Source organism: Rhizobium sp. CCGE 510, assembly GCF_000292525.1.
Classification (GTDB): domain Bacteria; phylum Pseudomonadota; class Alphaproteobacteria; order Rhizobiales; family Rhizobiaceae; genus Rhizobium.
Map to the genome: position 1 here is coordinate 159,266 of NZ_AEYF01000002.1, position 16,859 is coordinate 176,124.

The following is a 16,859-nucleotide window of genomic DNA, read 5'->3' on the forward strand; positions in this document are numbered from 1 at the left end:
ATCTTGTTGTCCCCGCGGCAACTTTATTGTCGCCGAGCGACTTTGTCGTCCGCACGCCGATCACGCGGCGCGTGTGACCTCGACCGTCACATGCGACAATTCCGTCAGCGCCGAAAGCCTGCCCTTGTAGAAGGCCGGCTCCCGCGGCTCAGAGGTGACGACCGCGACGATCGCCGCATGGTGGCCGGGGCCGACCTGCCAGACATGCAGATCGGTGATCCGGTCTTCCTCCGTCTCGATCGCCTCGCGAATCTCCTTCGGCAAAGTCTCACCGTGCGGGACGACGTCGAGAAGGACGCTGCCTGCGGATTTCAGCAGGCTCCAGGACCAATTGGCGATGACCAGGCCGCCGACGATGCCCATCAGCGGATCGAGCCAGAGCCAGCCGTAGAGGCTGCCGAGCGTCAGCGCCGCGATGGCAAGCACCGAGGTCAAGGCATCGGCGATGACATGCAGATAGGCGGCGCGGATATTGTTGTCGCCGGGCTTTGCGTGATGGGCGTGATCGCCATGGCCGTGATGGTGATGGTGCGCATGATTGCCATGCGCGGTATGGCCGCGGCCGGAAAGCAGCCAGGCGCTGACGAGATTGACGGCAAGGCCGATCACCGCGACGGCGATCGCCTGGGCAAAGCCGATCGGTACAGGATTTGAAAGGCGCAGCCAGCTTTCCCAGGCCATCAGCAGTGCGATCAAAGCCAGAACGATAGCGCTGGCGAAGCCGGCGAGATCGCCGAGCTTGCCGGTGCCGAAGGTGAAACGCGGATTGCGCGCCTGCCGGCGGGCGAAGAGATAGGCGAGCGCCGAAATCAGCAGAGCGCTGGCATGGGTCGACATGTGCCAGCCATCGGCGACCAGGGCCATGGAGCCGTAGACGGTGCCGGCGGCGATTTCCGCCACCATCATCACCGCCGTCAGCGCGATCACCAGCCAGATGCGCCGCTCGTTGCGCTGATGATCGGCGCCGAGGAAGACATGATCGTGTTCAAAGGTATTCATTGCTTTCCCGATTCCGGCACTCATTACAGGCTCCTTCGTCACGGCACTCAGCGGATATAGGTTCTGAGCACTTCCGATATTTCCTCGACCGCTTCCGCCCTCGCCGCGTCATCGACGGCATTCAGCACATGTTCGCGCAGGTGATCGTCGAGCACCTCGCCGGTCAGCCCGGTCAGGGCGCCGCGGACGGAGGCAAGCAATTGCAGGATCTCGCCGCAGGGGCGCTCAGCCTCGAGCGCCCGTTCGACCGCCTCCATCTGCCCCTTCAGGCGGCTGACACGGGCGACGAGCTTCTTTTTCTGCAGCGTGGTGTGGGACATGGACAGCGCTCACCTATAGTATAGGGGGGTATACTATCAACGGCGCCGGCCAATATCAAGGCTGATGGGCTGTTTCAGCGTCCGGCTCTGACGCCATTGACAAACGCCGCGTTTCCGACGATTGATGCCCCATGATCAAGAACGCGCACCAGAGCCGCTCGTATTTTTGGCTGTACCTGTAAAGGGCGGCCGGACAAGATCATATTGTCAACAAGCCGCCGTCAGGCGGCTTTGTTGTATCGGCAGCGTCCTGACGGCAGACTATCAAAGGACGCGAAGACCATGACCGAAATCGAAGACAGTGAAATTTCATTGATGCGCCCATCGGTGGCGACGATCCGCGCCGCCAAGCCGCGCGACCTGCCCGAACTCAACGCGATGATCGCGCTGCTTGCCGCCCATCACGGCGATGCGGCGGGAACGACGCCGGAGCAGCTGGAGCGCGACCTGTTCGGCCCACTGCCGTGGATCACGGCGCTGGTTGCCGAAACCGACGAAGGGCTGATCGGCTACGCCATTCTGGTGCCGCTCTACAGGGCACAAGAGGGAAAGCGCGGCATGGACCTGCACCATCTCTTCGTGCGCGACGGCCATCGCGGTCATGGCACCGGCCAGTTGCTCGTCGACCGGGCGCGCGAGACCGCGCGCAATGCCGGCTGCGGCTACCTCTCCGTCAGCGCCGCGACCGGAAATGTGCTGGCGCACCGCTTCTACGAACAGATGGATTTCACCCCGCGGCCGGTGACCGGCATGCGCTATATGCAGTCGATCGCTTGAGCTGTGGGCTCTTTCGCATGTCGTTGCCGCAAAACCGCGGCACACTTTTGCACGACATGCTTTAGCGCCCCGGCACGGCCTTCAGATAGGCCGCGATCGCCTCGCGGTCAGCGGCCGGCAGATGGGCAATGTTCTGCTGCACATCGACCATCGAACCGCCGACGCTATCGAAATCTGGCGTGAAACCGGTTTCGAGATAGCTGGCGATATCGGACCCACTCCAGCCGCCGATGCTTTTGGAGGCCGGGGTGATATCGGGGATGCGGCCCTTGCCTTCCGGATTGGGGGCGCCGGCGAGCCACTGATCCGCCTTAAAGCCGCCGAGCGCATCGCGCGGCGTATGGCATTCGCCGCAATGACCGGGGCCTTCGACAAGATATTGCCCGCGCTTCACCTTCTCATCGCTTTTGGCCAAGGCGACGCGCGGCTGGTCGTTGAAATAGAGGAATTTCCAGCCGCCGAGCGCCAGCCGGATGTTGAAGGGGAACGGCAGCTCATGCGGGGCCGCGACGTTGGCGCTCTTCGGCAGGGTTTTCAGGAAGGCGAAGAGATCGTTGACGTCCTTGTCGCTCATGCGGGCATAGGAGCCATAGGGAAAGGACGGGTAAAGATGCTCGCCGCTTGGGCCGACGCCGCGTTTCATCGCATTGCCGAACTCAGCCAGCGTCCAGGCGCCGATGCCGGCCTTCTCATCGGGGGAGATATTCGGCACGTGGAAGGTTCCGAACGGGCTCTTCAGCGCCAGCCCGCCCGAGAGTGTCAGCCTGGCATCGCCCTCGGAACCGGGAGCTGAATGACAGCTGACACAGCCGCCCGCCCAGAAGACCATCTGACCGTTGGCGGGATCCGGGGCACCAAGACCGGCAAAGTGGCTTTCCGGCAGCGGATCGGGCGCGGTCACCAGATAGAAGGCGCCTCCGCCGAGCACGGCGACGCCGATCAGACAGAGCAATAACCGGATGAACCTGCGGACCATGCCCCGCCTCCCCTTTTGCCGACATTTGGCCGCCGGTCGATCCCACATAAGGCGATCCGCGCCAGCGGCAAGGCTGGCGCGGATCGTGGTCTATCTTTGTTTTGCGCCATTCCGGACGCAAACTGCTGCACGGCCTACCGCTTACTCCTTGAGGCGATAGGCCTTGTGACAGCCGCCACAGCTGGCGCCGAGTGTGTTGACCGTGGCGCCGACAGCCGCGGCATCGGCCGGAAGCTGGGCGAGCGCGGTTTCGGCATCGGCTGAGAGCTTGGCGGCGCGCGCCTTGAAGTCATCCATGTTTTCCCAGATTTTCGGGCTCGCTTCTTTATCGCCCGTTTCCGTGCCCGGCTTGAACTGATCAGGGAACACCTTGGCTGTTGCGGCGATCGTCGTCAGCGCCGCCTTCACCGCTTCGGCATCGTAAGGCTTGGTGCCCTTGGCGATCGCTCCCAGGGCGCCTGCCGCCCCGCCGATCTGCTTCATCAGCGCGATGCGCGAATCATGGGTGCCGTCGGCGGCGGTCACCGAACCGAAGGCCATGCCGGCGATCGCTAGTGCCGCAGCTACTGCTTTCCAATTCATATTCCTCTCCATTTTTCCTCGACCTAGAGCGGCCGATGGCCAATCTGCACCGGGAGGATGACAAAATCTACGCGTCCAGCTAGTCACAATTTGCCGGATCACCATAAAAACAGCGTGATAAGCAGCGAGCAGACCCCACGGGCCGGCGGTGCAACGAGTACACGATGCCGTTGCGCGTGATTGGACGTCTAACGCTGGAAACCGTTGTCGAGGTCGTATTCGAAGCAAGGTAAAATGTATTTCTAGTGCCACTCCCGAGCGATCACCCGAGTTATCTAAACCTATATATCCGCCAGCCTTGCCGCAAGGAAGTCGATGAGAACCCGCGCAGCCATCGGGAGGTGCTTTCGGGAAACGTAAAGAGCATGGATGCCAAGCGTGGTTGGCTTCCATTCCGGCAAGACGACAACCAGCCTACCCGTCTGAACCTCCTGATCGGCGGCAAAACAAGGCAGCGTTGCGATGCCGAGACCGGACAGAGCGGCACGCCGGAGAGCGAGAGCGTCATTGGTCTGGAAGGTACCTTCCACAGAAATGACGACCTGCGATTCAAGATTATTCAGCGACCATTCCGTCCCCCCAAGGTGGGTGTAGGTGAGGCACCTATGGTCGTTGAGGTCCTCTAGTCCCTTCGGAGTCCCGAATTCCCCGAGATAGCGCGGCGAGGCGTAGAGCCGCGACGAGCACTCTCCCAGCCGTTTCGCGATCAAGGACGGGTCCAGGCGGTTGGCGATCCTTATCGCCAGATCGATGCGGTCCTGCACAAGGTCGATCGTCCGATCGGAAATCTGTAAATCGACCTTGATGCGCGGATAGACGTCCGCAAAATCTGAAAGCAGCGGGATGAGCTGCGCCTCGGCCAGAATGCTGGGTGCCGTCACCCGAAGGAGACCACGCGGAGTATCGGCATGGTTTGCGACTTCCGTGACCGCGTCGGCAACACGGACGATGTCCCGACACATTTCAAGAACGCGTTCACCCGCCGATGTCAGGCTCAGCTGCCGCGTCGTGCGGTGGAGAAGCCTTGTTCCTGACCAATCTTCCATGGACGCGATGTAGCGCGAGGCCATTGCCCGGGACATGCCCAATTCTTCGGCTGCGCCGGAAGCGCTGCCGTGCTCGACGGTCTTCAACAAAACTTTTGCCGCGATTACCCGGTCCATTTATTCGCTCGATTCATGCAACATTCTGTCGATCATGGTGGCGTTTATCTTTGATCCTCGCAACATTATATTTTCGCAACACAAGGAGATCGTAGTGACCACCGACATCGAACTTCAATATTTCTTCGACCCTTTCTGCGGCTGGTGTTACGCAAGCGCACCCGCACTCGCTGGCCTCGCCGACAAGTTCGGAGACAAGCTCATGATGCGCCCGTCGGGATTGTTCGCTGGAGGGCAGCCGGTCTCGTCGATCGCCGACCACGCCTGGCGCAACGACCAGAGGATCCAGGCTCTCACCGGGCAACGTTTCTCCAAGGAGTACCATCAGAACGTCCTGCTCGCACCGAACGGTATTTTCGACTCCGGGCCTGCGACGCTGGCGCTGACCGCACTTGGCGAACACGATATGAAGCTTGAGCCTCGTTTCCTGCATGCCATCCAAATCGCTCGCTATGTCAACGGGCGCGACACGTCCAACGTCCAGGAGGTGGCGACGGTCGCCGTTCAGGTCGCTGGTGAGCGTGGCGTCGAACTGACGGTTGAGACGTTCGACGGGAGGCTCCGGAACGACACCGATTTGCGCGAGCGCACGCTGGTGCGGGTGGAAGACACCCAGCGTCAGATGAGCACGCTCGGCATTCGCGGAGTTCCGCAGCTCGTCGCCGTCATCAACGGCGAGGCCCACGTCCTCAGCGGCGAGGCGCTATATCAAGGTTCGGCTCATCTCGTCGCAGCGCTCGACGAGCTCCGCGCAGACGCATGAAACATCAATCCCAACCAGGAGTATCATCATGAAAATCGCTCTTATCGGCGCTTCCGGTCAGGCCGGTTCCCGCATCCTGTCCGAATTGTCAGCTCGCGGCCATACAGTCACCGCGATCGCCCGAGATCCCTCCAAGATCGCATCTCTCTCCAACGTCATCGCCGCTTCTGGCGACATCGAGGCACCTGATGCTCTCGCAGAGGTTCTGAAGGGCCATGACGCAGTCATAAGCTCGGTGCATTTCTCCGCCAGCGATCCGGACAAGCTGCTTGGCGCAGTCAAGGCCTCCGGCGTTCGTCGTTACTACGTGGTGGGCGGGGCCGGCAGCCTTGAAGTCGCGCCAGGCGTCCTCCTCGTCAACACGCCCGAGTTTCCGGCGATCTACAAATCCGAAGCGCAGGGCGGCGTCGACTACCTCAACAAGCTCAAAGCTGAAAACGACCTCGACTGGACCTTCTTGTCGCCTTCGGCCGTATTCGTCCCCGGCGTGCGGACAGGAATCTTCCGCCTCGGCAAGGACCAGCTCCTGACGAACGAAAACGGCAGCAGCATTTCCTTCGAGGACTTCGCCATCGCACTCGTTGACGAGGTCGAAGCTCCGGCCCACGTCAGGCAGCGGTTTACCGTCGGCTACTGATTCAACCTTCCAAACCTCAATCCGGCGCTCCAGCGTGGGCGACATCATTCGGGTGTCGGCTGCGGCCTCTCTGCCTCGAGCGCAGGGTCTGGCCCGTCCACAAACCTCGGGAATCCTACGATGATCGACAGACGCACCACCCTCAAAACGATCGCCGCAGCAGCTGCTGTCATGATCCCTCTCGCTACATCCGGTCTCGCACAGGAGAAGCCTCCCCTGTCATGGACGGCATTCAAGGCCAGCGAAGCAGGCTTCCTGCGCGCTCCGGTTCTGGTGACCGGGAAAACGGAAGCGATACTCATCGACTCGAGCTTCAGCTTCTCGGACGGCAAGGTCGTCGCCGATGCTATCAAGGCCAGCGGCAAGCACCTGACCACGATCTATATCACCACCAACGATCCCGACTACTATTTCGGTCTCGCACCGGTCCATCAGGCCTTTCCGGATGCTCGCATCCTCGCTGCTTCCGACACCGTCTCACTGATGCGGAAGAACGCCGAGGGCAAGATCAAGGCCTGGTCGCCTGTTTTGGGCGACAACGGTCCGAAGTCGGTCTCCGATCTGATTTTCCCGGAAGCGAGCGACATCAACACGCTGTCAGTCGATGGCGAAAAGCTCGAAATCGTCACCGCACCAGGCCTGAAAGATCGCGGTCGCTATATCTGGGTGCCGTCGCTCAGCGCTGTGTTCGGCGGCGTCCCAGTCTTCGGCGGCATGTACCCCTGGGTCGCCGATCTTCCGACAGTCGAAGAACGAAAAGCCTGGCGCGCAGCACTTGACGACATCCTCGCCCGCAAGCCCAAGATCGTCGTACCGGGTCACGGCATCTCCACGTGGCCGACGGATGCTTCCAGCGTCAGCTACACGCGCGATTACCTGATCACATTTGACGCCGAGGCTACCAAGGCCGCAGACTCCAAGGCATTGATCGCAGCTATGAAGAAAATCTACCCCAACGATGCGATGCCGATTTCGCTGGAATTGGGTGCGAAAGTCGCCAAGGGCGAAATGACCTGGGGTCAGTGAGAAGAGCGGCAAAACCCGCGGCTAGATCCAGGCCGCGAGTCCGTCCGCCCTCAGGCACTTTTCCAACCCTCCCAGAGGCTGAAGGCGGAGACCGCAACCAGCAGCAGTCCGGCGAAGCGGCCGACAAAGGCCGTGACGTCAGGATTTGCAACGAGCAGGTCGCGGCTGCGGCCGGCCGTCATCGCCAGCGTGCCGTAGATGGCGAATTGGGTGGCAACTGTCATGGCGCCCATGATCAGCCCCTGCATCCAGACCGGGCCGTATTCCGGCTTGAGGAACTGCGGATAGACGGCGAACATGAAAATATAGGCCTTCGGATTCACGAGACAGGTGACTGCACCCTGGCGGAAGGCGCGCCAGCCGGAGCGTGCCGTTCCCGGCCCGACCGCCTCGACGGTGATCGAACTGCGGATGAGCGAAATGCCGATCCAGATCATATAGGCGACGCCGGCAACAAGCAGCACGTTGAAAAGCTGCGGCAGCATGGTGACGAGCACGCCGACGCCGGCCGCGCCATAGGCCGAATGCACGGCGCCGCCGGCCATGATGCCGCCGGTTGCCGCGAGCCCCCGTCTGACGCCGCCGGTCAGCGAATTGGCGAGCACGAAGAGCATGTCCATGCCCGGCACGATGATGATGCCGAAGAGAAGGATGAAGAAAAGCCAGAGGTTTTCGTGGTAGTTCATGTCAGTTACCGCCTTGAGTTCTGCGGGTCGTTTTAAGAGACCCTGATTGATTTCAATCCGATAGGCGGCTCTATACGCAGACCCAACTGACAGTGTATTGTCAGGAGCGTGGACGACGGAGGCAGGAAATGCGCAAGGCCTCGCGGCTTTTCGAGATCATTCAGATCCTGAGGCTCGCCAGAAAACCGATGACGGCGGCTGTGATGGCCGAGACGCTCGAGGTGACCGTGCGTTCGATCTATCGCGACATCGCAGCCCTTCAGGCGATGCGGGTGCCGATCGAGGGCGGGCGCGGCATCGGCTATATCATGCGGCCGGGCTTCGACCTTCCGCCGCTGATGTTCTCGATCGAAGAGATGGAAGCAATCGTGCTGTCGCTGGCGCTGCTCGAACGAACGGCTGACGAGGAGCTGAAGCAGGCCGCGCGCCGGGTCAACCGGAAGATATCAGGCGCCGTGCCGGCGCCGCTGCGCCAGGCGATGGACAGCAAGGCGCTCTATGCCTGGGGCTCGACCGCGCAGCCGGCGGGCTTCGACCTTGCGATCGTTCGCCGGGCGATCCGTGACGAGCGCAAGCTGATGCTCGGCTACCGCGACGAGGGCGGCCGGGAGAGCGAACGGACGATCCAGCCGATCGCGCTGATCTATTATTCGCAGACCGCCAATATCGTCGCCTGGTGCGAGCTGCGTCAGGCTATCCGCAATTTCCGCAGCGACCGGGTGGAGCGCTGCGCGGCCGGCGAAGATTTCTTCAAGGGCGACGGCGACAGGCTGCGGGAGTTGTGGACCAGCGGCTGGACGGAGAAGGCTGTGTCGGCGTGAGAAATGCGAAATAGGTGCCATACGAGATCGCCGCCGCCCCTCATCCGGCTGCCGCCACCTTCTCCCCGCACACGGGGCGAAGGGGGCAAGTAGCAACCTCTCCGTCCCTCGCCAACGTCTCGCAAGGCACGTCCCCTCTCCCCGTTTTTTACGGGGAGAGGGTTAGGGTGAGGGGCAGCCATCCCCACGAACCGGGCGTGCGAACTGTCACAGCCTAATAAACCAGCGTCCGGCTCTCCTCGCGGCCGAAGCCGCGGATTTCGATTCGGTCGGGGTGAAGCTCGACGATGGCAAAGGCGTTTTCGGTTTCGGTGTCGACCACGCCCTTGAAATTGACGAAGTGGCAGGTGCCGGCCTTGCCGTAATTGCCGACGTGGTCGTGGCCGTTGAGATAGGCGACGACATTGCCCTGCGAGGCAAGCAGCTCGACGATGCGCTCGCTGTCCCACATGCCGTGCTCGCTGGGCGGATGCACGGGATAGTGATTCATGACGATCACCTTTTCGCCGGCCTCACTCGCTTTGGCGATCTCGTCTCCGAGCCAGGCGAACTGCTCGTCGCTCAGCGCGGCATTCCAACGATGGGCATTCGCCGCACCCTTGGCCTCCAGCTCGGCCAGCATTTGCGCGGCCAGCGCCCGATGCGGATGGCCTTCGGGCGGCGCGAAGGTGCTGACCTCGTTGCCGTCGAGCACGATGAAGCGCCAGCCGTGGCGCGAGAAGCTATAATAGGGCGACGGCATGCCGAGACGGGCGGCGATTTCGGAAAGATGCCCCGGAGACACCGAGAAATCGTGATTGCCGAGCAGGAAGAGCGCCTCGTGCCTCAGCTTCCCATAGACCGGCAGGATATCGTCGAAGCTTGCGAAGCTGCGGTCGATGACGTCGCCGAGCGTCATGGCGAAGTTCAACTCCTCGCCGTTGAAGACCTCGATCGCCTCGGCGACCTTAGCGAGGCTGTTGGCGTAATAGCGGTCCATGGACGCATGCGGAGGGATTGCCGCATATTGCGGGTCGGCGATGATGCCGAAGCGAAACGGGGAAGAAGGGGCTGAAGACATGGGGCGTGATTAGGAGTGGCCGATGACAGGGATGTGACGGCTTGTCTATCAAAACGAAACACCCGGCGTTTAAGGCGCCGGGTGCCAAATTCGAAAAGGCCGACTGACATCGCCGCCCCGGGGGCTGCGAGCCTGGTGCTTACTTCGTGGCTGCTTCGTAGCGTTCCAGGACGTAGTCCCAGTTGATCAGGCTATCGACGAAGGCCTCGAGATATTTCGGGCGGGCGTTGCGATAGTCGATGTAGTAGGAGTGTTCCCAGACGTCGACGCCGAGGATCGGGGTGGCGCCGTGAACCAGCGGATTTTCGCCGTTCGGGGTCTTGGAGATTTCGAGCTTGCCGTTCTTGACGGAAACCCAGGCCCAGCCGGAGCCGAACTGGGTGGCGCCGGCAGTGGCGAAATCGGCCTTGAACTTGTCGTAGCCGCCGAGATCGGACGTAAAGGCCGCTTCGAGCTTGCCCGGCAGCTTGTTGCCGCCGCCGCCCTTCTTCATCCACTTCCAGAAATGGATGTGGTTGTAGTGCTGGGCAGCGTTGTTGAAGAGGCCGGCATTGGTGCCGAACGACTTCTTCACGACGTCTTCGAGCGAGAGATCCGAAAGACCGGCTTCGGCGGCAAGCTTGTTGCCGTTGTCGACATAGGCCTTGTGGTGCTTGTCGTGGTGAAACTCCAGCGTTTCCTTCGACATGAAGGGAGCAAGCGCTTCGTAGTCATAGGGAAGTTCAGGCAATTCGAAAGCCATATCAGATCTCCTCTTGCAATAGATTGCGTCATCGGCAGGTGAGGCGGAACATAGGAGGGGAAAGGGGGAGAGGCAACCGGCGAAATATCAAAAAACGTTCCGTCGGAGGAAAATTTGCCTCAGTTGCCGGGCAGGAATCGCGCCTGCAAATTGCCTGGGACGCCCGCCTCGAAACCGCCTCCCCGCGACAGAGATTAACGGAGACCCGATATGAACAGGAATATAATCCAGCCGCTCGCCATTGCCGCGCTTCTTTGCCTCACAGGTGCGGCGCATGCCTCCTCCGATGACGCCTGGAAGCAGTTGGCTGCCGATGTGGAGGCCAAGTGCAAGAAGGCGGCTATCGGCATCGAGAAGCCGAATGCCACCGTTGATCCCTTCGGCACTTCACATTACGGGCTTGCCCTGCTGAGGGGAAAACCGAAGGGCGCCAAGGGGCTGATCGCCCAGATCTGCGTCTACGACAAGCAGAAGAAAACCGTCGAGATCGGCAGCGAGCTGGACGCCAAAACGCTTGGGCTCGTGCCGGCAAAATAGGCGGCCGCGGCGTGGCCTGCCTGGCGACTTTGTGCCTTCGGTCACATTCCGAGCGGAACCGGAGCCTACCCTTAGGAGTTGAGGACTGGGCTTTAGGGAGGTGCGGCATGTCAGAGCTTCGCAACAGCGCGGAAGATCAACAGAAAATCTATCAGCGCTGGGCGCCGGTATATGACCGCGTCTATCGCGGCATTCTCCGCGATGGCCACAGCAAGCTTTCGGCGCTTGCTGCTGCGGCCGGCACCGATATTCTGGAGGTCGGCGTCGGCACCGGCCTGACGCTTGGGCACTATCCCGGTCGCTGCCGGGTGACCGGCATCGACATTTCCGAACATATGATCGCCCGGGCCCGCGAAAAGGCGAAACGCGAGGATCTGCAGCACGTGCAGGCGCTTGAGGTGATGGACGCGCATGCGCTGATCTTTGCCGACCGATCTTTCGACGCGGTTTGCCTGCCTTTCGTCATCACGCTGATCCCCGAGCCCGAGCGGGCGCTCGACGAATGCGCCCGGGTGCTGCGGCCGGGCGGCGAAATCATCCTGGCCAGCAAGCTTGGCGACGGCGCCGGTCTGCAAGGCGCGATCGAGGCGGCGGTGGCGCCGCTGGTGCGTCACATCGGCTGGTCCTCCGCCTTCCGCATCCACCGCATCCTCGCGTGGGCCGAGCGGCGCGGCGATTTTTCCGCCGTCGAAATCCTGCCGGTCTTTCCGAACGGCTTCTTCAAGATCGTCCGGCTGAAGCAGCGCGGACTTTCCGGCTGATACCAATCTTTTTTTCTGCGTCGCGGATTCTGATGCTACCGTTCGCCTGAGGGGACCGCATGACATCGGATATTTTCGTCTTCATCGTGGTGGGCTTCTGCGCGCAGATCGTCGATGGGGCGCTCGGCATGGCCTTCGGCGTGCTGTCGACGACGAGCCTTCTGGCCTTCGGGGTGCCGGCGGTCAATGCCAGCGCCATGACGCATGTGGCTGAGATGTTTACCACGGCCGCGTCGGGCATTTCGCATGTCTATCATCGCAATGTCGACTGGCGCCTGGTGGCGCGGCTGGCACCGGCCGGCATGATCGGCGGTGCGATCGGCGCCTATCTGCTGGCCAATATCGACGGCAAGGTCATTGCGCCGTTCGTGTCGGCCTATCTGGTCGCGATCGGCTTGTTGATCTTCTACAAAGCGTTTCGGCCACCGGCCAAGCGCGAGGTGCGCGACTGGGCGGTGCCGCCGGTCGGCTTTTGCGGCGGCGTGCTCGATGCGATCGGCGGCGGCGGGTGGGGACCTGTGGTCACCAGCACGCTGGTCGGCCGCGGCCACGACCTGAAACGGGTGATCGGCTCGACCAATTTCACCGAATTCGCGGTGACGCTGACGATTTCGCTGACCTTCATCCTGACGCTCGGCTGGTCGGAGCTCAATTCGGCGATCGGCCTGATCATCGGCGGCGTCATTGCCGCCCCCTTTGGCGCCATTCTCGTCAAGCGGCTGCCGGTACGGCCGCTGATGGTGGCAGTCTCGATGGTCATCATCGTCACCTCGGCAATCCGGATCCTGTAAACCGGGCCAGCCGCGATCAGAGATTGCGGCCGAAATAGACTTCCACGGAGACGATCTTGTCGCGGCGGAAATGAAGGCTTTCCATGTTGCAGAAGCTGCCGCCATCGCGTTTTTCGGCACGGTAGCGAACAACCGCTTCGTCTCCGTCGATCGCCAGGAACTCGATGTGGATATCGCGAAAGAACGGCTCCTTCGGCCAGCAGCGCTCGAAATAAGTCGTCCGGTCGATATGATCGTCACGCGGACTGGAGAAGGTGAAATCCTGCGTCAGCATGGCGTCGACTTTATCCTTGCGGTCTTGCAGATAGGCGGCGTAGAGATCGCGGACGGTCTGTTGCCTCGTGCGCATATCGTTCATGGCACTATCCTCCGATTATCCGATTGCATATTGCAATCAGTTATAACACTTTTACTTGAGATGATCCAGGTTGATGCGTAACTGCGCCCACGGGATCAATGCCGGGGCAGGAATGACCGATACGCAACGGGACGCGGCAAACACCACGGGCTCGATCTACTGGAAGCGCAACCTTGCGATCTCCCTGATCGGCTCGTTCACGACGATCGTGGCGATGACGCTGTTGCTGCCCTTCCTGCCGCTCTATGTCGAGGAGCTCGGCGTCAAAGACCATGCGGCGATCGTGCAATGGTCTGGTATCGCCTATGGCGCCACCTTCCTGGCCGCGGCTCTCGTCGCGCCGATCTGGGGGCGGCTCGGCGATATTTACGGCCGCAAGCTGATGCTGGTGCGCGCCAGCCTCGGCATGACGCTGGCGATCTCGCTGATGGGCATGGCCGGCAATGTCTGGCAATTGGTGGCGCTGCGCCTCTTCGTCGGGCTTGCCGGCGGTTATGCCTCCGGCTCGATGGTGCTGGTGGCAACGCAGACGCCGAAAGACCGCTCGGCCTGGGCGCTCGGTGTACTCTCTTCCGGCATCATGGCCGGCAATCTCGTCGGGCCGCTGATTGGCGGGGCACTGCCGCCGATCATCGGCATCCGCGGCACGTTTCTGGCCGCCGGCGGCATGATCTTCCTCGCCTTTCTCGCCACGATCCTGCTGATCAAGGAGGAGAAGTCGCCGGCCCGCAAACAGGCGGCCAAGGCGAGCGGCGGCTGGAAATCCATCGGCGACAAACGGCCTGTCATCGCCATGCTGGCGACCGGTATGCTGTTGATGTTCGCCAATATGTCGATCGAGCCGATCATTACCGTCTATGTCGCGCAGATCGTGCCGGTGGCAGACCAAGTGACGATGATCTCGGGCATCGTCATGTCGGCCGCTGCCCTCGGCAGCATTCTTTCCGCCTCGCGGCTCGGCAAGCTCGCCGACCGGATCGGCCATTGGCCGGTGATTTCAGGTACACTAGCCGTCGCCGGGCTGCTGCTGATCCCGCAGGCCTTCGTCGCCAGTTCCTGGCAGCTGATCGTCCTGCGCTTCCTGATGGGGTTGGCACTCGGCGGCCTCCTGCCCTGCATCGCCGCCGTCATCCGCCACAGCGTGCCGGATAGCGGGGCCGGCAGCATTCTCGGGCTTTCCATCTCCTCGCAATATATCGGCCAAGTGGCCGGCCCTATCCTCGGCGGCTTTGTCGGCGGCCATATCGGCATGCCGGCGGTTTTCCTCGGCACCTCGGTGCTGCTTCTTGGCGGTGCTGCCTATGCCTGGCTGGTGCGGCCGGCCGAGACGAATCTTCAGTCAGCTTTGCCTGGCACTTCCGCAGATCAGCTCGACGCCTGAGCTGGCGATCTCTTCCAGCGTCTCGCGGCTGTCGCCGGCGCGGGCGCGAACGGCGAGCGAATGCATGACCGCAGAGGCGAGCATCGCCAGCATCTGCGGATCGGCGCCTTCGGCAAGCTCGCCGCTTTCGACGGCGAGGCGCATGCGCTTTTCGATCGCGCCGTCGAAATCGCTGAGGCTGCGGCCAAGCACCTCGCGGACCCGCTCGTGCTCGACCGCCTCGACCGTCGCCGTGCCGATCAGGAGACAGCCGCGCGCGGCGATTTCACCATGCAGATACACCGCCAACGCGCCGGCGTAGACGCGGGCGAGATTGTCGCGCAGCTGAAGTGACGGATCGAGCGCCTCAGCCAGCGCATCCATGCCGTCTTGCCGATAACCCTCCAGCGTATCGAGATAGAGATCCTCCTTGTCGCCAAAGGCGCCATAGAGGCTCGGGCGGTTAAGCTTGGTCGCGGCACTCAGATTGTCGAGCGAGGCGGCGGCAAAGCCCCTGTCCCAGAAAACATCGCGGGCCTTGGCGAGCGCGGCCTTGGCGTCGAAGGCCCTTGGGCGGCCGCGCTTCTTCTCATCCTTCATATTTTGTACCGCTTCGCATTAAATTCTTGACGAGAGTTATTTTATGCGGAACAGTACAAATGTTCAATGGCATCGACAGGCGGCATCGACCGGCTGCGCCAAGAAAGGAACCGAGAGAGGAAATCGCCATGAAACTCTATATGAACGCCGCTGCCTGCTCGCTGTCGCCGCATATCGTCTGCCGGGAGCTGGGGCTCGATATCGAGCTCGTCGAGGTCGACCGGCAAACCAACAGGACGAGCGACGGACAGGATTACCTTTTGATCAACGGCAACGGCTATGTGCCCGCGCTGATGCTCGACGACGGCAAGGTGCTGACCGAGGGGCCGGCGATCGTGCAGTTCCTCGCCGACAGCGTGCCGCAGGGATCAGCCATGCTGCCCGAGGTCGGCAATATCAGCCGCAACGAGGTGCAATCCTATCTGAATTTCATCACCGCCGAGCTGCACAAGCCGATGGTGCTGCTGTTCAACCCGCTTTACTCAAGCGTGCATGCGGAGATCCGCGCGCTGATCTCAAAGCGGCTCACCTGGCTGAACGGTAGCATTGCCGGACCCTATCTCACCGGCGATGCCTTCACGGTGGCGGACGCCTATCTCTTCGTCTGCCTGAACTGGTCGCCCTGGATCGATGTCGATCTCAGAAAATGGCCGGAGCTGCTCGGCTTCATCGGCCGCGTGGCGGAACGTCCGAAGGTGCGCGAGGCGATGCAGGCCGAAGATCTCGAAGCCTTCGATGCCGACGGCGTCTATTTCGCGCCGCATGCCTATGTCTCCTCGTCCGGGCGAACGGGCTCGCCGGTGCGGCCGTAACATCAACAATCGTCAGAGGGCGTTGACGGCAACCGGCAGAGCGCGCTTGTGGGCGGTTGCGCGATAGGCAGCGAGAATGCGGCGGCGGGCGATCTCGCCGACCGGCTTGCCTTCGAGAAAATCGTCGATTTCGTCATAGCTGACGCCATAAGCCTCCTCGTCGGGGCGTAGCGGCCGCTGGTCCTCGAGATCGGCAGTCGGCACCTTGAACACCAGCTCATCCGGTGCGCCGAGCCGCTTTGCCAGCAGGCGCACGCGGCGCTTGTTGAGCCCGGCGAGCGGCAGGATATCGGCTGCGCCATCGCCGAACTTGGTGAAAAAACCCATGACCGCCTCAGCGGCATGATCGGTGCCGATGACGAGACTGCCGAGCGCGCCGGCAAGCGCGAATTGGGCGATCATGCGCTGACGGGCCTTGATGTTGCCGAGGATGAAATCCTGGCGACCGGCGTCGGCGAAGGCAAGGCCGCCACTGCGGGCCGCAGCAAGCATCGCATCGGCCGGCTCCTTGATGTTGACCACCATCGAGCGATCAGCGCCGATCGTTGCCAGCGCCCTCGCCGCATCGGCCTCATCGGCCTGGACGCCATAGGGAAGGCGTACGGCAATGAATTCGGCGGCATTGCCGCTGTCCCTCAGCTCGCGTACCGCCTTTTGAGCCAGCAGCGCCGCCGTCAGCGAATCGACGCCACCGCTGATGCCAAGCACGTAGCCACGCATGCCGGAGGCGACGAGATAATCCTTGAGAAAATTGGTTCGCCGCGCGATCTCGCGCTCGGGGTCGATATCGGCGGCGACACCCAGCTCGCGGATAATCTCGCCTTGTTCGTCGAACTGCACGGTCATGGGTTCTCCTCGGTGTTCTGGGGTTGGCGGGCACTATGGCGGAAAGATATGGGAAGGGTAAGTAAGGGGCTTCCGTCACAGCAAGAAAGCTGCCCCTCACCCTAACCCTCTCCCCGTTCTGACGGGGAGAGGGGACGTGCCATGCAACACGTTGGGTGAGAGACGGAGAGGTCGCGGCATATCTCCTTCGCCCCGTTTTACGGGGAGAAGGTGCCGGCAGGCGGATGAGGGGCGGCCGCGAG

At 62.0% G+C, this 16,859-nt stretch carries 21 protein-coding genes; 10 read left to right on the plus strand and 11 right to left on the minus strand.

Annotated elements, in window-relative coordinates:
- Window positions 1-60 precede the first annotated feature (60 nt).
- Both dmeF and dmeR read right to left on the minus strand, forming a co-directional pair.
- Complete coding sequence (dmeF, locus tag RCCGE510_RS02460; RefSeq protein WP_007626837.1) at window positions 61-1,023, minus strand: CDF family Co(II)/Ni(II) efflux transporter DmeF; 963 nt, start codon at window positions 1,021-1,023, stop codon at window positions 61-63.
- A gap of 23 nt (window positions 1,024-1,046) precedes the next feature.
- Entirely contained in the window at window positions 1,047-1,319 is a 273-nt protein-coding gene (gene dmeR / locus RCCGE510_RS02465) for a Ni(II)/Co(II)-sensing transcriptional repressor DmeR (protein ID WP_007626838.1), read from the minus strand.
- A gap of 282 nt (window positions 1,320-1,601) precedes the next feature.
- Between dmeR and RCCGE510_RS02470 the strand changes: the two genes are divergently transcribed.
- Entirely contained in the window at window positions 1,602-2,096 is a 495-nt protein-coding gene (locus RCCGE510_RS02470; protein WP_007626839.1) for a GNAT family N-acetyltransferase, read from the plus strand.
- Between the two features lie 61 nt (window positions 2,097-2,157).
- On the opposite strand, the gene RCCGE510_RS02475 is transcribed toward RCCGE510_RS02470, so the two are convergent.
- The 3 genes from RCCGE510_RS02475 to RCCGE510_RS02485 form a co-directional block, all read right to left on the minus strand.
- On the minus strand, window positions 2,158-3,072 hold the full coding sequence (locus tag RCCGE510_RS02475; protein ID WP_007626840.1) for a cytochrome c: 915 nt from the start codon (window positions 3,070-3,072) through the stop codon (window positions 2,158-2,160).
- A gap of 141 nt (window positions 3,073-3,213) precedes the next feature.
- Window positions 3,214-3,654 carry a cytochrome c gene (locus RCCGE510_RS02480; protein ID WP_037077529.1) on the minus strand — a complete coding sequence of 147 codons (441 nt, stop codon included), beginning with the start codon at window positions 3,652-3,654 and terminating at the stop codon, window positions 3,214-3,216.
- 281 nt (window positions 3,655-3,935) lie between these two features.
- Window positions 3,936-4,817: a LysR family transcriptional regulator gene (locus RCCGE510_RS02485; protein WP_037077532.1), complete on the minus strand. Its 882-nt coding sequence runs from the start codon at window positions 4,815-4,817 to the stop codon at window positions 3,936-3,938.
- 94 nt (window positions 4,818-4,911) lie between these two features.
- Between RCCGE510_RS02485 and RCCGE510_RS02490 the strand changes: the two genes are divergently transcribed.
- From RCCGE510_RS02490 to RCCGE510_RS02500, 3 genes are all read left to right on the plus strand, one after another.
- Window positions 4,912-5,580 (plus strand): DsbA family protein, encoded by a 669-nt coding sequence (locus tag RCCGE510_RS02490; protein WP_037077533.1) that lies wholly within the window; start codon window positions 4,912-4,914, stop codon window positions 5,578-5,580.
- A gap of 28 nt (window positions 5,581-5,608) precedes the next feature.
- Window positions 5,609-6,217, plus strand: coding sequence for an NAD(P)-dependent oxidoreductase (locus RCCGE510_RS02495; RefSeq protein WP_007626847.1), 609 nt, complete (start codon window positions 5,609-5,611; stop codon window positions 6,215-6,217).
- A gap of 120 nt (window positions 6,218-6,337) precedes the next feature.
- Window positions 6,338-7,243, plus strand: coding sequence for an MBL fold metallo-hydrolase (locus RCCGE510_RS02500; RefSeq protein ID WP_007626849.1), 906 nt, complete (start codon window positions 6,338-6,340; stop codon window positions 7,241-7,243).
- Window positions 7,244-7,293: 50 nt separating this feature from the next.
- Here RCCGE510_RS02500 and RCCGE510_RS02505 read toward each other — a convergent pair whose 3' ends face one another.
- Window positions 7,294-7,929, minus strand: a complete 636-nt coding sequence (locus tag RCCGE510_RS02505) for a LysE family translocator (protein WP_007626851.1) — start codon at window positions 7,927-7,929, stop codon at window positions 7,294-7,296.
- A 128-nt stretch (window positions 7,930-8,057) separates the two neighbouring features.
- On the opposite strand from RCCGE510_RS02505, the gene RCCGE510_RS02510 reads away from it, so the two are divergent.
- On the plus strand, window positions 8,058-8,750 hold the full coding sequence (locus RCCGE510_RS02510; RefSeq protein WP_007626854.1) for a YafY family protein: 693 nt from the start codon (window positions 8,058-8,060) through the stop codon (window positions 8,748-8,750).
- A 214-nt stretch (window positions 8,751-8,964) separates the two neighbouring features.
- Here RCCGE510_RS02510 and RCCGE510_RS02515 read toward each other — a convergent pair whose 3' ends face one another.
- Window positions 8,965-9,810, minus strand: a complete 846-nt coding sequence (locus RCCGE510_RS02515) for a metallophosphoesterase (RefSeq protein WP_007626857.1) — start codon at window positions 9,808-9,810, stop codon at window positions 8,965-8,967.
- 139 nt (window positions 9,811-9,949) lie between these two features.
- The gene (locus RCCGE510_RS02520) at window positions 9,950-10,552 is read right to left on the minus strand and encodes a superoxide dismutase (RefSeq protein WP_003546549.1); all 603 of its coding nucleotides are present in this window, start codon (window positions 10,550-10,552) and stop codon (window positions 9,950-9,952) included.
- Between the two features lie 210 nt (window positions 10,553-10,762).
- Here RCCGE510_RS02520 and RCCGE510_RS02525 point away from each other — a divergent pair, with 210 nt between their 5' ends.
- The 3 genes from RCCGE510_RS02525 to RCCGE510_RS02535 all read left to right on the plus strand — a co-directional run bounded on the left by RCCGE510_RS02525 (window position 10,763) and on the right by RCCGE510_RS02535 (window position 12,641).
- A complete protein-coding gene (locus tag RCCGE510_RS02525; RefSeq protein ID WP_007626858.1) occupies window positions 10,763-11,089 on the plus strand; it encodes a hypothetical protein in 327 nt (108 codons plus the stop codon).
- A gap of 107 nt (window positions 11,090-11,196) precedes the next feature.
- Window positions 11,197-11,850, plus strand: a complete 654-nt coding sequence (locus tag RCCGE510_RS02530) for a class I SAM-dependent methyltransferase (RefSeq protein WP_007626859.1) — start codon at window positions 11,197-11,199, stop codon at window positions 11,848-11,850.
- Window positions 11,851-11,909: 59 nt separating this feature from the next.
- The gene (locus RCCGE510_RS02535; RefSeq protein WP_007626860.1) at window positions 11,910-12,641 is read left to right on the plus strand and encodes a sulfite exporter TauE/SafE family protein; all 732 of its coding nucleotides are present in this window, start codon (window positions 11,910-11,912) and stop codon (window positions 12,639-12,641) included.
- A 16-nt stretch (window positions 12,642-12,657) separates the two neighbouring features.
- Here the strand turns inward: RCCGE510_RS02535 and RCCGE510_RS02540 are convergent, their stop codons facing one another.
- Entirely contained in the window at window positions 12,658-12,999 is a 342-nt protein-coding gene (locus RCCGE510_RS02540; RefSeq protein WP_007626862.1) for a nuclear transport factor 2 family protein, read from the minus strand.
- A gap of 112 nt (window positions 13,000-13,111) precedes the next feature.
- Between RCCGE510_RS02540 and RCCGE510_RS02545 the strand changes: the two genes are divergently transcribed.
- Complete coding sequence (locus RCCGE510_RS02545) at window positions 13,112-14,380, plus strand: MFS transporter (RefSeq protein WP_007626864.1); 1,269 nt, start codon at window positions 13,112-13,114, stop codon at window positions 14,378-14,380.
- Here RCCGE510_RS02545 and RCCGE510_RS02550 read toward each other — a convergent pair.
- Window positions 14,339-14,959 (minus strand): TetR/AcrR family transcriptional regulator, encoded by a 621-nt coding sequence (locus RCCGE510_RS02550; RefSeq protein ID WP_007626866.1) that lies wholly within the window; start codon window positions 14,957-14,959, stop codon window positions 14,339-14,341. The two genes, RCCGE510_RS02545 and RCCGE510_RS02550, sit on opposite strands and share 42 nt — an antisense overlap.
- A 128-nt stretch (window positions 14,960-15,087) precedes the next feature.
- On the opposite strand from RCCGE510_RS02550, the gene RCCGE510_RS02555 reads away from it, so the two are divergent.
- Window positions 15,088-15,771 carry a glutathione S-transferase N-terminal domain-containing protein gene (locus tag RCCGE510_RS02555; RefSeq protein WP_037077566.1) on the plus strand — a complete coding sequence of 228 codons (684 nt, stop codon included), beginning with the start codon at window positions 15,088-15,090 and terminating at the stop codon, window positions 15,769-15,771.
- Between the two features lie 12 nt (window positions 15,772-15,783).
- Here RCCGE510_RS02555 and nadE read toward each other — a convergent pair whose 3' ends face one another.
- Window positions 15,784-16,617, minus strand: a complete 834-nt coding sequence (gene nadE / locus RCCGE510_RS02560) for an ammonia-dependent NAD(+) synthetase (protein WP_007626868.1) — start codon at window positions 16,615-16,617, stop codon at window positions 15,784-15,786.
- Window positions 16,618-16,859: the final 242 nt, after the last annotated feature.

Bases quoted from the DNA above. Each gene is read 5' to 3' on its own strand.
- dmeF (WP_007626837.1), bottom strand. From the start codon at position 1,023: ATGAGTGCCGGAATCGGGAAAGCAATGAATACCTTTGAACACGATCAT.
- dmeR (WP_007626838.1), bottom strand. From the start codon at position 1,319: ATGTCCCACACCACGCTGCAGAAAAAGAAGCTCGTCGCCCGTGTCAGC.
- RCCGE510_RS02470 (WP_007626839.1), top strand. From the start codon at position 1,602: ATGACCGAAATCGAAGACAGTGAAATTTCATTGATGCGCCCATCGGTG.
- RCCGE510_RS02475 (WP_007626840.1), bottom strand. From the start codon at position 3,072: ATGGTCCGCAGGTTCATCCGGTTATTGCTCTGTCTGATCGGCGTCGCC.
- RCCGE510_RS02480 (WP_037077529.1), bottom strand. From the start codon at position 3,654: ATGAATTGGAAAGCAGTAGCTGCGGCACTAGCGATCGCCGGCATGGCC.
- RCCGE510_RS02485 (WP_037077532.1), bottom strand. From the start codon at position 4,817: ATGGACCGGGTAATCGCGGCAAAAGTTTTGTTGAAGACCGTCGAGCAC.
- RCCGE510_RS02495 (WP_007626847.1), top strand. From the start codon at position 5,609: ATGAAAATCGCTCTTATCGGCGCTTCCGGTCAGGCCGGTTCCCGCATC.
- RCCGE510_RS02500 (WP_007626849.1), top strand. From the start codon at position 6,338: ATGATCGACAGACGCACCACCCTCAAAACGATCGCCGCAGCAGCTGCT.
- RCCGE510_RS02505 (WP_007626851.1), bottom strand. From the start codon at position 7,929: ATGAACTACCACGAAAACCTCTGGCTTTTCTTCATCCTTCTCTTCGGC.
- RCCGE510_RS02510 (WP_007626854.1), top strand. From the start codon at position 8,058: ATGCGCAAGGCCTCGCGGCTTTTCGAGATCATTCAGATCCTGAGGCTC.
- RCCGE510_RS02515 (WP_007626857.1), bottom strand. From the start codon at position 9,810: ATGTCTTCAGCCCCTTCTTCCCCGTTTCGCTTCGGCATCATCGCCGAC.
- RCCGE510_RS02520 (WP_003546549.1), bottom strand. From the start codon at position 10,552: ATGGCTTTCGAATTGCCTGAACTTCCCTATGACTACGAAGCGCTTGCT.
- RCCGE510_RS02525 (WP_007626858.1), top strand. From the start codon at position 10,763: ATGAACAGGAATATAATCCAGCCGCTCGCCATTGCCGCGCTTCTTTGC.
- RCCGE510_RS02530 (WP_007626859.1), top strand. From the start codon at position 11,197: ATGTCAGAGCTTCGCAACAGCGCGGAAGATCAACAGAAAATCTATCAG.
- RCCGE510_RS02535 (WP_007626860.1), top strand. From the start codon at position 11,910: ATGACATCGGATATTTTCGTCTTCATCGTGGTGGGCTTCTGCGCGCAG.
- RCCGE510_RS02540 (WP_007626862.1), bottom strand. From the start codon at position 12,999: ATGAACGATATGCGCACGAGGCAACAGACCGTCCGCGATCTCTACGCC.
- RCCGE510_RS02545 (WP_007626864.1), top strand. From the start codon at position 13,112: ATGACCGATACGCAACGGGACGCGGCAAACACCACGGGCTCGATCTAC.
- RCCGE510_RS02550 (WP_007626866.1), bottom strand. From the start codon at position 14,959: ATGAAGGATGAGAAGAAGCGCGGCCGCCCAAGGGCCTTCGACGCCAAG.
- RCCGE510_RS02555 (WP_037077566.1), top strand. From the start codon at position 15,088: ATGAAACTCTATATGAACGCCGCTGCCTGCTCGCTGTCGCCGCATATC.
- nadE (WP_007626868.1), bottom strand. From the start codon at position 16,617: ATGACCGTGCAGTTCGACGAACAAGGCGAGATTATCCGCGAGCTGGGT.